The sequence below is a fragment of the Rosettibacter sp. KY25 genome (genome assembly GCF_057554405.1).
Genome location: NZ_BAAJAO010000005.1, coordinates 98,001 through 112,379 on the forward strand (window position 1 = coordinate 98,001; position 14,379 = coordinate 112,379).

At 29.2% G+C, this 14,379-nt stretch carries 12 protein-coding genes; 11 read left to right on the forward strand and 1 reads right to left on the reverse strand.

From position 1 onward, the window contains the following. The first annotated feature begins 4 nt into the window (after positions 1 to 4). Positions 5 to 1,261, forward strand: a complete 1,257-nt coding sequence (locus AC27L2_RS04830) for an O-antigen polymerase (RefSeq protein WP_487210559.1) — start codon at positions 5 to 7, stop codon at positions 1,259 to 1,261. Here the strand turns inward: AC27L2_RS04830 and AC27L2_RS04835 are convergent. Next, positions 1,244 to 2,473: a glycosyltransferase family 4 protein gene (locus AC27L2_RS04835; RefSeq protein WP_487210560.1), complete on the reverse strand. Its 1,230-nt coding sequence runs from the start codon at positions 2,471 to 2,473 to the stop codon at positions 1,244 to 1,246. The two genes, AC27L2_RS04830 and AC27L2_RS04835, sit on opposite strands and share 18 nt — an antisense overlap. Positions 2,474 to 2,554: 81 nt before the next feature. Between AC27L2_RS04835 and AC27L2_RS04840 the strand changes: the two genes are divergently transcribed. The 10 genes from AC27L2_RS04840 to dut all read left to right on the forward strand — a co-directional run bounded on the left by AC27L2_RS04840 (position 2,555) and on the right by dut (position 14,064). Continuing rightward, positions 2,555 to 3,748, forward strand: coding sequence for a glycosyltransferase (locus AC27L2_RS04840; RefSeq protein WP_487210561.1), 1,194 nt, complete (start codon positions 2,555 to 2,557; stop codon positions 3,746 to 3,748). A 322-nt stretch (positions 3,749 to 4,070) separates the two neighbouring features. Continuing rightward, positions 4,071 to 4,961, forward strand: coding sequence for a glycosyltransferase (locus AC27L2_RS04845; protein ID WP_487210562.1), 891 nt, complete (start codon positions 4,071 to 4,073; stop codon positions 4,959 to 4,961). 6 nt (positions 4,962 to 4,967) lie between these two features. After that, a complete protein-coding gene (gene lhgO, locus AC27L2_RS04850; RefSeq protein ID WP_487210563.1) occupies positions 4,968 to 6,161 on the forward strand; it encodes an L-2-hydroxyglutarate oxidase in 1,194 nt (397 codons plus the stop codon). Positions 6,162 to 6,178: 17 nt separating this feature from the next. Continuing rightward, positions 6,179 to 7,582 (forward strand): sugar transferase, encoded by a 1,404-nt coding sequence (locus tag AC27L2_RS04855; protein ID WP_487210564.1) that lies wholly within the window; start codon positions 6,179 to 6,181, stop codon positions 7,580 to 7,582. Continuing rightward, positions 7,575 to 8,303: a polyprenol monophosphomannose synthase gene (locus AC27L2_RS04860; protein WP_487210565.1), complete on the forward strand. Its 729-nt coding sequence runs from the start codon at positions 7,575 to 7,577 to the stop codon at positions 8,301 to 8,303. The genes AC27L2_RS04855 and AC27L2_RS04860 overlap by 8 nt, the downstream gene beginning before the upstream one ends. Before the next feature lie 4 nt (positions 8,304 to 8,307). Next, on the forward strand, positions 8,308 to 10,293 hold the full coding sequence (locus tag AC27L2_RS04865) for a glycosyltransferase (RefSeq protein ID WP_487210566.1): 1,986 nt from the start codon (positions 8,308 to 8,310) through the stop codon (positions 10,291 to 10,293). A gap of 3 nt (positions 10,294 to 10,296) precedes the next feature. Continuing rightward, positions 10,297 to 11,247: an acetyl-CoA carboxylase carboxyltransferase subunit alpha gene (locus tag AC27L2_RS04870; RefSeq protein WP_487210567.1), complete on the forward strand. Its 951-nt coding sequence runs from the start codon at positions 10,297 to 10,299 to the stop codon at positions 11,245 to 11,247. Between the two features lie 69 nt (positions 11,248 to 11,316). Then, positions 11,317 to 11,724 carry an acyl-CoA thioesterase gene (locus tag AC27L2_RS04875; RefSeq protein ID WP_487210568.1) on the forward strand — a complete coding sequence of 136 codons (408 nt, stop codon included), beginning with the start codon at positions 11,317 to 11,319 and terminating at the stop codon, positions 11,722 to 11,724. 119 nt (positions 11,725 to 11,843) lie between these two features. Then, a complete protein-coding gene (locus AC27L2_RS04880) occupies positions 11,844 to 13,304 on the forward strand; it encodes a lipopolysaccharide biosynthesis protein (RefSeq protein WP_487210569.1) in 1,461 nt (486 codons plus the stop codon). A 187-nt stretch (positions 13,305 to 13,491) separates the two neighbouring features. Next, positions 13,492 to 14,064 carry a dUTP diphosphatase gene (dut, locus tag AC27L2_RS04885; RefSeq protein WP_487210623.1) on the forward strand — a complete coding sequence of 191 codons (573 nt, stop codon included), beginning with the start codon at positions 13,492 to 13,494 and terminating at the stop codon, positions 14,062 to 14,064. Positions 14,065 to 14,379 lie beyond the last annotated feature (315 nt).

Sequence of the window (14,379 nt, forward strand, 5' to 3'; positions counted from 1 at the left end):
ACATATGCCATTAACTTCATACATCTGCTTTGCTGTATTTATTTTGTTGTTTTTAACATTATTTAGAAAAAATACAGATGTATTTTCTCCTTCAAGATTGTTCATAATGATATGGGCTTTGGCAATAGGATTAGCAGAATTAAAATTAAGCAGATATCAGAAAATTTGGTCATTTTACAATTGGATAGTGTTGATGATATCTCTTCTTTCAATGATTCTAGGTTTTTTTATTGTGTATGTAATTAATATTGGGAAACCATTAAAATCTATAAATGAAATTCGTCGAATTACAAAAGACTTCACATTTGATACAAATTTACTTTTTCGTTACATAATTCTTTTGTTTATTGCATATTTAGTATCATACATAGTTTCCGCAATAGTAATCGGATATATTCCATTGTTTACTAAATATCCGGGAGTTGCAAGAAATGACTGGGGAATTTTTGGCTTTGGTCTTTTTGTACAATCGTTCCCTGCAATCATTTATTTAATCGTACTTTACTTTATAATCACCAAAAAAGCTCCTTTCAAAAAAATTATTTTAACAATTGTTTTTATAATTACTTTTTTAACCTATGCTTTTCTTCTTCAGAGATACTATATAGCTTTAGCAATTATTTCTACTGCAGCTACAATTTATTATTTAACAAATCTGCTTAGACTTAGAAATGTTGTTTTAATTTCTACTGTTGGTCTGGCGATTATGTTCGGGATGACTTTTATCAGATTAACAGGAACAATTGCAAATTATCTATATTATTTGAGTCAAATGAAATTTAGTATTAAATATGCATATCTTACTGAACCTTACATGTATATTGTTATGAACATTGAAAATTTTGTGCATGCAGCATCTAAGATTGAAAAATTTACTTATGGATTATTCTCATTTGATTTTGTTTTTGCATTAACAGGATTAAAACATGTTATGGCAGAATATCTGGCTTTGCCAAAGTTCCCTCATTTAATTACAAATAATTATAATACATATACAATGTTTTTTGTTTATTACTGGGATTATGGAATTTTAGGAATTACCCTCTTTCCGCTTTTAATAGGGATGATTTTTTCTTTTGCTTATTATAAGATGAGAACAAAACCTGACATAAATTCAATTGCCATATATTCAATATTTGTGTTTGTAATATCTTTTTCATTCTTTGTACCAGTTCTAACATTTCTTCATTTCGTATTTAACTTCATGGTTATCTACTTTATTACTGCCCTAGTAACTGAAAAATCAATGCGTATTAATTAGTGATTGATAAACTTCATTAATTTTCAATAAATAATTTTCTATTGAAAATTCTTTCACAAGAATATTTTTAATATTTGTTAAATCTTTAATTCTTTCCTCGTATGTACTTTCTAAAATATTTATTGCTTTAATCCAAGAATTAATATCGTTTGATTTATATGTTAATCCGACTTTGGATAACTTAATTATGCTTTCTTCCATACCTCCTATATCTGGTGCTATCGGAATGATATTAAGTGATATTGCTTCAATCACCGACATTGGAGCAACTTCATAACAGTTTGAAGCCAATGAAAAATATTTTACTGATTTTATCAGTTTGAAAAGTTCTTGCTGCGGAACAAATCTTTCAAAAATAATATCCTTGTTGAATTTACTCTTCTTTGTACTGTCTATAAGTTTGGGTTTTTCTTCGCCATCTCCAATCAGAAGTAACTTGAAATTATTATTATTTGTTTCTTTCCATTTTGTAAATGCATCAATCAAAAATTCTAAATTTTTTTCTTTGGAAAATCTTCCATAATAACAAATTATATTTTCTTTCTTTGTGTATTCATTGAAATCAATATTTACAGGATTTCGAATTACAATAATTTTGTTTTCTGGAATGCCATCTTGAATAATTTTTGATTTAATAAATTCTCCTGGGCAAATAAATATGTCTATTAATTCTTTGTGTCTTAAAAATTTATTAGAGATAAAACTACGAATTCCTTTTATAAGAGAATGTATCCATCCTCTCCTGTCACAATTATCTTTTATAATATGCAGCTTAACTTTACTGCCAATGCATTTTTCACACAACTTATTTTTATTGAAATTGTAAAGACTGGCATTGGGACATACCAAGTGAAAATCATGTAGGGTTTGGATTACTTTAATGTTTTTTCTTCTTTTGATTTTCTTTATTGCTAAAAGTATAGAAGGTGATATTGAAGCAAAAAATCCATGCAGGTGAATTATATCAATCTCATGATTTTCTAAAAATCTTTTTAATGAAAAATAATTTTTGATAGAAAAAATGTAGTTTATTGTTCCAAGTAACTTATTGTTGTCTTCCCAATTGAAAAATTTAATATCGGGATACTCACCATCATCTGAAATTTTTACATATCCTGAAAAATTTTTTACATAAGGATTTTTCCGGCAGATATTAAAAACAATTTCTGCACCACCCTTTTTATCAAAACTGTTAATATGTAAGATATTCAAAGTCATCTCTTTGATTGTTATGCTAAAATATAAATATTAGAATATTTTTTTATATTTTTTCTTACAAAAATGTTAAGGAAATTGAAAATATTAATTATTACTCCAGTCATTCCTTATCCACCTTATCGCGGGGATAAACTTAGGATTTATAATGTAATTAAAACACTTATTAAAAAGCACGATGTAAAAGTTTTATCAATTCTTAAAAATAAAAATGAATTATCCTATGTATCAGAATTAAAAAAGCTTGGAATTGATATTGAAGTAATAAAATTTTCAAAACTGAGAGCTTATTTACGACTTATACTTGCATTCTTTACTAAAACTCCACTCCAAGTAATTTTTTATTACAATAAAAAACTGAAGCAAAGAATTTCTGAACTTACTTCAAATGAGAATTATGATATAGCTTATTTTCACATTTTTACAACAATGCAGTATCATAATGCTGTAAGTAATCCACAAACCTTAAAAGTAATTGATCTTACCGATGCTTATTCATTATATCTTAAAAGAATTTTAGAGTTCGAACAAAGCTTATTAAATAGAATTTTCTTTACTATAGAAAAAAAGCGTGTTTATGAATATGAAAAAATTTCAAAATATTTTGACACTGTATTTGTTTGTTCAAAAATAGATAAAGAGTTTCTGGAACAAAGAAATATACATACTAATATTCAGTTGTTTGAAAACGGAATTGATACGAATATTTATAAGTATGAAGAAATTATTCCAGAAAAACACAGAATTATTTTTACTGGTAATTTACCTTACTTCCCAAATCGTGATGCTGTAAAATATTTTGTGAATGAAATTCTTCCTTATGTTTTAAAAAGAGTTCCTGATGCTAAATTGTATATTGTAGGAAAAGACCCGACACAGGACATAATAGACTTATCGAGTGAAAATGTTATTGTTAAAGGTTTTGTTGAAGATTTGAAATATGAATATTTAGTAAGTGAGGTTAACATTGCCCCTATGCGTTTTGGTGCTGGAACCGCTAATAAAATTATAGAAGCAATTGTATTAGGTGTTCCTACAGTGGCTACTAGTTTAGCAGTAAAAGGGTTTGACGAAAATGTAAAAAAATATGTTTTTGAAGCTGATACACCGGAGAATTTTGCTAATAAGATTATCGAGATTTTTAATGATAACTCAATTCGAACCAATTTTATGAAAGAAGCAAGTAAAAATGTTTCTTCTTTATTAAATCTTGATACAGTAGTTGGCAGAGTAGAAAATTATCTTTTTGAAAGAAAAAAAAATCAAAAGTGAATCTAACATAATTGAATAAATTAATTTCATGAAAATATTTTATTTAACTCCAAGATTACCTTACCCGATTGATAAAGGTGACAAGCTACGCGCTTATTACCAAATTAAATACTTGTCTAAAAATCATGAGATTTTTTTATTCTCATTAGATGAGAATTTAACGTATACTGTTGATAATAATCCAATAAAAAATTTTTGTAAGAATATAAAGGTATTACCACTCCCACCTTATAAAATCTTTTTCAATCTATTAAGAAAAATTTTCAGCTCAATCCCTTTTCAAACAGCTTTTTATTATAACTCTCGGATTAAAAAAGAAATTATGAAAGCAATTGATGATTTTAAACCAGATGTAATTTTTTGTCAACTAATAAGAGCAGCCGAATATGTTATTGATATAAAAAATATTCCTAAAATAATTGATTATGTTGATATAATCTCTAAAGGTCTTGAACGAAGAGCTTCCAAATCCAATTTTTTAATGAAGCCTTTGATAAAAATAGAATATGACCGTGTTAAAAATTATGAAAAGAAAGTGTTTAATAAATTTGATAGTTGTATAATAATTTCAAAAGAAGATAGAAACTTTTTGCCTGTTGAAAAGAAAGAGAGTGTAAAAGTTGTTCCTAACGGAATTGACCTCGAATATTTTTATCCAATGGAATCAGAAAAAGAATTCGACGTTTTCTTTTCTGGTAATCTTAATTATCCGCCTAATGTTGATGCATCAATTTTTATTGTGAAGAATATTTTGCCTTTGTTGTTAAAGAAAAAACCTGATATAAAAATTTTGATTGCAGGTGCTTCTCCAAATAAAAGAATTTTATCTTTGGTTTCAAAAAATGTAATTGTTAAAGGCTGGACTGATGACATTCGCGAGTATTATAAAAAAGCAAAAATATTTATTGCCCCAATGCAGCTTGGAACAGGACTTCAAAATAAATTACTTCAAGCAATGGCAATGAAAATTCCATGTGTAACATCTGAACTTACAATGAAAGGACTTGCTGAAGGTGCAGAAAATGTATTACTTGTTGCAAAAACTCCATTAGATTATTCTGAGTTAATAATTAAATTGTTAGAAAATGATGACTATAGAAATTCTGTAGCACAGAAAGGATATGAATTTGTTCAAATGAATTACAGATGGGAAAATATAATTGATAAACTTGAAGAAATTATTCAAACAACAGTTAATAAAAGTAAAGTATAATTTTCTATGTTCGATATAATTATCATCGGTGCTGGAATTGTTGGTTTGGCTTCTGCTCTTAAGCTGCTTGAAAAAAATCCAAATCTCAAATTGTTAATTCTCGAAAAAGAAAGTAATATTTCTAAACATCAAACAGGAAATAACAGCGGTGTTATTCATTCAGGAATTTATTATAAACCTGGAAGTCTGAAGGCTCTTAACTGCATACGCGGTTACAAGATGTTAATCGATTTTTGTAATAAGCATGAAGTTAATTATAAAATTACCGGAAAAATTATTGTTGCATCTACTGAAGATGAAATCCCAATATTGAATAACATCTTTCATCGCGGCATTCAAAATGGTCTTGAAGGATTAAAAAAGTTGAATAAAAATGAAATTAAGGAATACGAACCTTATGCTTCAGGTTTGGAAGCTGTTTTTGTTCCTCAAACTGGAAGAATTGATTATTTTGAAGTATCAAAAAAATATCTTGAGTTGATTCTCAATTATAATTCAGAAATTAAATTTAATCATGAAGTAAAAGATATCAGGATAAAAACAGATTTCTGTGAAGTGATTACTCAAAACAATTCTTTTCAATCAAAATTTGTTGTTTCTTGTGCAGGACTTTATTCCGATAGGATTGCAAAGTTAACTCATCCCAATTTGCCGATAAGAATTATTCCATTTCGTGGTGAGTATTATAAAATTAAAGATGAAAAAAAATATCTTGTCAATTCTTTAATTTATCCTGTGCCTGATCCAGAATTTCCATTTTTGGGAGTTCATTTTACGAGAATGATTAATGATGAAGTAGAAGCTGGTCCAAATGCAGTTCTTACTTTTAAACGAGAAGGTTATTCCAAAATAAGTTTTAATCTTCGAGATACAATTGATACATTTACATGGAAAGGTTTTTATAAAATTGCAAGTAAAAACTGGAGAGCAGGCTTGTATGAATATTATCGTTCGTTCAGCAAAAAAGCATTTACAAAAGCATTGCAAAAGTTAGTGCCAGATATTCGACAAGAAGATTTAATTGCTGGTGGCGCAGGAGTTCGTGCACAGGCTTGCAGTAAGGACGGTGGTTTGCTTGATGATTTTTATTTTGTTGAAGACAAAAGAGTAGTTCATGTTTGCAATGCTCCATCTCCAGCTGCAACTGCATCTTTATCAATTGGTGATTTTATTGCTGAAAAAGTTTTACAAAAATTCTAATTATTGTCGAGGAGAAATTGAATAAAAAATCAGAAAAAATATTTTTACTTATAACCGATTTTATAACAATAAATTTTTCGTGGTTCTTGTTTTTTTATTTGCGAGTTAATACCGGCTGGTTCGAATTAATTTCTCAGCCGGATTTCTTCCTGCCGATGCTTGCAATTTACTTTTACTGGCTTATAATATTTACTCTGGTAGGAATGTATAGAACTTGGTTTGCACAATCTCGATTTGATGAAATATCTACACTATTCAAAACATCTTTTGTGGGAATTTTCATTCTCTTGTTTTTAATTCTTTATGATGATTATAGAACTGGTGTTGCAACTCCTCTCCGATTCTATATTTTTCTTTACTGGTTAATATTTTTTGTAATTGTAGGTTCAGGAAGAATTTTAATAAGAAGTATTCAGCGCAGTCTGCTTATAAAAGGTTTTGGCAGAAGAAATGCAGTAATTATTGGATATAATTCGAAGGCTCAAGAAATTTTTGATATGATAGAAAATCATAGAGGATTGGGATTGGATGTGGTTGGGTTTGTCTCTGTGATGAATCAAAATGTTGATAAAGATTACAAAGGCAGAAAAGTTCTTGATACAGCCGAGAACCTTGAAAAGGTTATTGATAATTATAATGTGAAAAATGTTATCATATCGGTAGAACGACATCACGAAGATTTAATTCTTGAATTAATATCAAAATGTGATGGAAAGAATGTTGAAATAAAAATTGTTCCTGATTTGTATGACATCATCAGTGGTCAGGTAAAAACATCTCAAATTTACGGCATACCTTTAATCGATATAATGCCTGAACTTATGCCTGAATGGGAAAAGAAATTAAAAAGACTGATGGACATTGTTCTTTCTTTAATTATGCTGATTGTTACATCACCTGTAACAATTCTTGCTGCAATTGCAATTAAACTTGAAAGCGAAGGACCAGTTTTTTATAAGCAAGAAAGAATGGGAATGAATGGAAAAATTTTTAAGATTATTAAATTCAGAACAATGATTAAAGATGCAGAAAAACATACTGGTCCTGTTTGGTCGAAAAAAGATGACCCGCGCATAACAAAAGTTGGAAAAATTTTACGAAAAATTCGACTTGATGAAATTCCTCAGGCAATAAATATTTTGAAAGGAGATATGAGTTTTGTTGGACCTCGTCCGGAAAGACCTTATTTTGTAGAAAAACTCTCAAAAGAAATTCCACTCTATAAAAGAAGATTAAAAGTTCGTCCTGGTCTTACAGGGTGGGCTCAAGTTAAACATAAATATGATGAAACAATTGATGATGTAAAAATTAAATTGCGTTACGATTTATTTTATATCGAGAACATGAGTTTAAGACTTGATTTTAAAATTATCTTAAGAACAATTTTTGTAGTTCTTTTTGGGAAAGGACATTATGACTAATTCATTCAGAACACTCGTTATCATTCCAACTTATAATGAATTGGATAATATTCAAAAATTAATTCCATATTTACTCGAAAAGTATCCTGAAATAGACATCTTAATTGTAGATGACAATTCTCCAGATGGAACAGCAAATTATGTTGAAGAATTGGGCAGAAATGAATCTCGAGTAAAATTGATTAAACGACAAGGCAAAATGGGATTAGGCACAGCATATGTCGAAGGATTTAAGTATATGCTTAATAATGGTTACGATGTAGCAATTCAAATGGATGCTGATTTTTCTCACGACCCTAAAGAAATAAAAAATTTTTTGAAGAAAATTAAAGATTACGATTTAGTTATTGGTAGCCGATACACAAATGGCGTTCGAGTAATTAACTGGCCAATCAAAAGATTACTGCTTAGTTACTTTGCAAATCTTTACACAAGAATAATCACAGGCATGCCAATTAAAGATGCAACAGGCGGCTTTAAATGTTTTAGAAGAAAAGTTCTTGAAGCAATTGACCTCGATAAAATTCGTTCCAATGGTTATTCATTTCAAATAGAAATGAATTTCATTACATGGAAGAAAAAATTTAAAATTACTGAAATACCAATTGTATTTGTTGAACGAACTCAAGGAACTTCAAAGATGTCGAAGAAAATTGTTTATGAAGCAGTTTTTATGGTCTGGAAATTACGCTTAAGAGGATTATTAGGATTTTATAAGTGAGACTATGATTGATTTATCAATTATCATAGTAAATTACAATGTTAAAGAATTTTTATTGAATCTGCTTGATTCAATAAGAAAAGCTGCATCAAAAATTTCTGTTGAGATTATTGTTGTTGATAATGCATCAGATGATGGAAGCATCGAAGCAATCAAAGAAAAATTTCCTGAAGTAAAACTAATTGAAAATTCTGAAAATATTGGATTTGGTGCAGCAAATAATCTTGCTCTTAAAGAAGCAAAAGGAAAATATTTTTTGCTAATCAATCCTGATACTATTGTTCGTGAAGATACATTAGAAACAATGATTAATTTTTTTGAAGAACATCCTGAATGTGGAATTGCTGGCTGTAAAGTTCTTAATCCAGATGGCACACTTCAACTTGCTTGCAGAAGAGGTTTTCCAGGTCCATGGACTTCTTTTACAAAAGTTATGGGTTTAAGTAAGTTATTTCCAAAAAGTCGTTTGTTTGCAAGATATAATTTGACATATCTTGATGAAAATCAAACTTATGAAGTTGATGCTGTAAGCGGTGCATTTATGATGATGCGTAAAGAAGTCTACGAAAAAATTGGCGGCTTTGATCCTCAATTTTTTATGTATGGAGAAGATTTAGATTTGTGTTACCGTGCTCAAAAAGCAAATTACAAAGTCTATTATGTTCATTCTACCGAAATAATTCACTATAAAGGAGAAAGCACAAAAAGAAGCAAAATAGATGAAACCAAATTATTTTATGATGCAATGCATCTTTTTGTAAGAAAACACTTCTCTTCTTCTTTTATTGTAGAAACAATTTTGCAGATTGCAATTCTATTCAGAAAGTTAATTGCATTTGCTTATGTTTATAAACTTCCAATCATTAGCATTTTTCTTGATTTCATTTTCTTCAGTGCATCTGTTTTCTTTGCAGAAAAAATTTATGCTAACGAACACTGGAGAGGATTTCCATATTATGTTGTTCCTTGGGTTTATTTTATGCCCGCACTTCTTCAAATTTTTATTTCATCAATTGCTGGAGTTTATCGTAAAAATTCTATTTCTGTGCTTAAATGTTTAATCTCGCTTTTTTATGGCTTTATTGTTCTTTCAGCTCTTACCTATTTCTTGAAACAATTTGCATTCAGTCGAGCAGTTGTTTTAATTACTTACATTTTAGCATTCTTTGTTTTTTCTTCATGGAGAATAATAGTAAAAGTTGTATTCAAACTTGGATTAATAAGTGAATCCAAAAAAGCACGTACATTAATTGTTGGAAATCAAATAAAGTCAAATGAGCTTGCATTAAAACTGAAATCAAGCATTACTTCACTTTATCAAATTGTTGGTTTTATTGGAACGACTCGCAAATACATCGGTGAAAAAATTGGCAATTACAAAGTTTTAGGTTCTCTTGATAACATAAAAAAATTAATCATAGATGAAAAAATTGAAAGAGTAATTTTCTCTTCAGATGAAATTTCTTTTGAACAAATTTTTTCTGTAGTATCTGAATGTCAGGGTTTAAATGTTGAATTTATGGTTGCAGGAAAAGAACTTGATTATCTTGTTGGAAAATCTTCTGTAACAATGCTTGATGATATACCACTGCTGAAGATTCAGTATAATATTTCATCATTTGGACACAGAATTACAAAATTAATTTTTGATTTCACTTTGAGTTTAATTTTACTTTTGGTTTATCCTTTCATATTTTTACTCAAGAAATTCACATCGAAAAAGAACGACTTATTAAATTTTTTATTACAGATACCTGATGTATTGAAAGGGAAGAAAAGTTTTGTGGGACCACGCAGCAATTCTTATTATGGAGAATTGTATGTGGGTAAAATTGGAATTACAGGCTTGTGGTATGTTGAAAATATTTCTCCAGATGATGAAGAAGAAATAAAAAGTCTTGATATTTTTTATGCAAGGAATCAAAATATCTGGCTCGATTTAGAAATACTTGGAAGAACAATAACAAAAATGATTCTAAGGACGGAGTAACAAATGGCAAAAAACACACTTGATTTTGAAAAGCCAATAATAGAACTTGAAAACAAAATCGAAGAGATGCGCAAATATGAAGGGCATCTCGATATAACAAATGAAATTAAAACACTCGAGGAGAAAGTAATTCAACTCAAAAAAAATATTTATGAGAATTTAACACGCTGGCAGAGAGTCCAGCTGGCTCGCCATCCCGAAAGACCTTATACACTCGATTACATTTACATGATGACCGAAGACTTTGTAGAACTGCATGGTGACCGTTTGTTCAAAGATGACCATGCAATTGTTGGTGGATTTGCAAAACTTGATGAATACAAAGTTATGATTATTGGTCATCAAAAAGGGAGAGATACAAAATCAAATCTCTATAGAAATTTTGGAATGCCAAATCCCGAAGGTTACCGTAAAGCACTTCGATTGATGAAACTCGCTGAAAAGTTTAATAAACCAGTAATAACAATGCTCGATACACCTGGTGCATATCCTGGACTTGAAGCAGAACAAAGAGGTCAGGCAGAAGCTATTGCAAGAAATCTTCTTGAAATGAGTCGACTTAAAGTTCCTATTATTGTTGTAATTATTGGTGAAGGGGCAAGTGGTGGTGCACTTGGTATAGGCGTTGGCGATAGAATTTTAATGCTTCAAAATACATGGTATTCGGTTATTAGTCCTGAATCTTGCTCAAGTATTTTATGGCGAAGCTGGGACTATAAAGAACAAGCTGCAGAAGCTCTTAAACTTACTGCTGATGACTTACTTCAACAAGGAATTATTGATAGAATTGTACCTGAACCTTTAGGCGGTGCACACAAAGACCATCAGGGAATGGCTAATACTTTGAAAGCAATTCTGAAAGAAGAACTTGCTGCATTGATAAAAATTAAACCAGAAAAACTTGTTCAAAATCGACTTGAAAAATTTGGAAAGATGGGGGTTTATATTGAGTAACAAGAAGTAAGAAGGAACAAGCAAGGAGAAAGAATTAAATCATTATAAATTTTTCTTTATACAGTTAACATGCTGAGTTATATTACTGAAATTCGCGTTAGATATGCTGATACAGACCAAATGCAATTTGTTTATAATGGCAAATATCTCGAATATTTTGAAGTTGGCAGAACTGAGCTTTTAAGGTCTACAGGTTTATCTTATGCAGAACTGGAAAAAAATGGTTATCAGCTTCCTCTAATCGAGGCAAATGTAAAATATAAAAATCCGGCTTATTATGATGATATACTTGAAATTGAAGCAATGGTCAAAGAATTACATTCACCTAAAGTTCATATTGAATATGTGATAAGAAGAAAGGAAACAAAAGAAATTGTTGCAGAGGGATTTACAACTCATATCTTTATTAAATCCGATACAAAAAAAGCAGTTCGTCCACCCAAAATTTATGTTGATGCATTAAAGAAATATTTTTGAAATAAATAACTTTATCAAAATTCTTCTTCTTGCTTCTTTCTCCGTACTTCTAATTTCTTAACATTTTGTTTCTATGATTTTTCGTAATTTGTTTTTGTTATTTCATCCAAGTTTGCAGAATGTTTGATAAAATAAAAGAACTTACAAAAGACACAGTCATTTACGGAATCAGTACAATTATAGGAAGATTTCTGAATTTCCTTCTTGTGCCTTTTTATACAAATGTATTTTCTCCTGCCGAAGTTGGTATCTATTCAAACATTTATGCTTACATAGCTTTTCTTAATATTATTTTTATTTATGGAATGGATGCTGCATTCATGAAATACAGCTCCACTGCAACAGATAATAAAAAGAAAGAAGTATATTCTACTGCATTTTTATGTGTAACAATTTCCTCTTTATTTTTTTCCTTGATTTTGTTTTTATTCAGATATCCTCTTGTTAGATTAATTGAAATCCCTCAAAATTATTTTTATCTATATTATTACTTAATACTGATAATTTTTGCCGATACATTAGCTATTGTTCCATATGCAAATTTAAGATTACAAAGAAAATCAATCAGATTTACACTGATTCGTCTCGGCAATATTTTATTGAACATTTTTCTTAATCTTCTTCTTGTTCTGAAATTTAAAATGGGAATTGAAGCAATATTAATTGCTAATCTTTCAGCTTCTCTGTTTTCTTTAATTTTGCTTTCAAAGGATATTATAAAAAATCTTGTTCTAAAAATTGAAAAAGAATTTTTAAAACCCATGCTTAAATTTGCAATTCCATATTTGCCTGCAAGCATCGCAGCAACAATTGTTCAGGTAATTGATAGACCAATAGTTCTTGCTCTTACAAATGAAGAGACGCTCGGAATTTATCAAGCAAATTATAAGCTTGGAATATTTATGATGTTGATTGTTCAAATGTTTCAATTTGCATGGCAGCCATTTCTACTTACTACAGCAAAAGAAAAAAATGCAAAAGATATTTTTTCAAAAGTGCTTACGCTCTTTTTGATTGCTTCTTCGATTGTATGGTTAATTCTATCTTTATTTATAGAAGATGTTGCAAAAATAAAATTCTATGGAAATGTAAGTTTGATTGGTTATAAATTTTGGGGAGGATTATCTATAGTTCCAATCATCTTGCTGGCTTATTTGTTTAATGGAATGTATGTTAATTTTCAGGCAGGTTTATATATCGAAGAAAAAACAAAATACTTTCCAATTGTTACAGGTTTAGGTGCATTAGTAAATGTTATTGTGAATGTTTTATTGATTCCAATTCTGGGAATTATGGGAGCTGCAATAGCAACTTTGGCAAGTTACATAGTTATGGCATCAACTTTATTTATGTTTTCACAAAAAGTTTATAAAATAAATTATGAGTTTCAAAAAATCTCAAAAATATTATTACTCATTTTTGTAACTTGCATTGGGTATTATTTCCTTTATTACAATAACTTATTAAATATCCCTGTAAAATTAATTTTAATGATTTCATATCTGATGCTGCTTTTCATAATGAAAATCATCAGTAAAAATTTGTTAATGAATTTCAAAATATTGAGAAGAAATGATTGATATAAAGCCCAAAAATTTTATAGCTCTTCTAAGAGAATACGAGAGAGTAAATCGAATAGTAAAAGATAAATGGTTGCAAATTAGCATTGCAATAGCTGTGTTGTCAATTGTTATATTAATTTCATTTGTAATGTTAGAAATTTCTCGATTAGGAAATCTTGGCAAAATATTACTTCCTTTGTTGCTGATGATTCTTGTGTGGGAAATTTATTTGTTGTCGAAAAATTATTTTGATAGAAAATTATTTGTGATTTTATCCGCACTCCTTAACAAAAACGAAAATGATAAATCAGATTTAGAATTTATAGCTACTGAAAAAGTGAAAGTAAAAAGAATATCAGAAAAGTATTTTGATATATCATTGCCGGAATATGCAACTGAAGGAAGCAGCGGGTTAGATTTGCGAGCAGCTGTTGATGGTGATATCATAATACCAGCAAGAAGTTATGCAGTAATTCCAACAAATTTAAAAGTGGAAATTCCATATGGATATGAAATTCAAGTTAGACCAAGAAGTGGTCTTGCAGCAAAGCATGGAATCGGGTTGTTGAATTCTCCAGGAACTATTGATTCAGATTATCGAGGAGAAATAAAAGTGATTTTGTTTAATTTTAGTAATGAAGATTATGTGGTTAAACGGGGCGATAGAATAGCTCAAATTGTTCTTTCAAAAGTTTATAAAGCAGAATTCATTGAAGTCGAAGACCTTAACGAAAGCCAACGAGGAGAAGGTGGTTTTGGACACACTGGGAAGAATTAAGGTTGCAGGTTAAAATTTCAGGTTAAAGGAAAAAGGATAAAAGTTGAGAAAAAATTTAGCAAGCTTGAAATGATAGAATTGAGGATTGCAGATGAATTAAATTACAAAATTGCAGTACTGAAAGTTTACAAGATTGTAAGATTAATTGTGTAAGATATCTGAAAAGGAAGATGCAAGATACAAGATAGAACACATATTAAAAATTATTTTAGCACACTTCAAGATTGATAAAATTACTTTTTACACAAACCAAAATTAAAGTAGTGAAAATGGAAGAATGATATTATTAAAGGAACTTAGATGCTATAGTAAGTT

Coding starts and splice junctions, on each gene's coding strand:
- AC27L2_RS04830 (WP_487210559.1), top strand. CDS start 5: ATGCCATTAACTTCATACATCTGCTTTGCTGTATTTATTTTGTTGTTT.
- AC27L2_RS04845 (WP_487210562.1), top strand. CDS start 4,071: ATGAAAGCAATTGATGATTTTAAACCAGATGTAATTTTTTGTCAACTA.
- lhgO (WP_487210563.1), top strand. CDS start 4,968: ATGTTCGATATAATTATCATCGGTGCTGGAATTGTTGGTTTGGCTTCT.
- AC27L2_RS04860 (WP_487210565.1), top strand. CDS start 7,575: ATGACTAATTCATTCAGAACACTCGTTATCATTCCAACTTATAATGAA.
- AC27L2_RS04865 (WP_487210566.1), top strand. CDS start 8,308: ATGATTGATTTATCAATTATCATAGTAAATTACAATGTTAAAGAATTT.
- AC27L2_RS04870 (WP_487210567.1), top strand. CDS start 10,297: ATGGCAAAAAACACACTTGATTTTGAAAAGCCAATAATAGAACTTGAA.
- AC27L2_RS04875 (WP_487210568.1), top strand. CDS start 11,317: ATGCTGAGTTATATTACTGAAATTCGCGTTAGATATGCTGATACAGAC.
- AC27L2_RS04880 (WP_487210569.1), top strand. CDS start 11,844: ATGTTTGATAAAATAAAAGAACTTACAAAAGACACAGTCATTTACGGA.
- dut (WP_487210623.1), top strand. CDS start 13,492: ATGATTCTTGTGTGGGAAATTTATTTGTTGTCGAAAAATTATTTTGAT.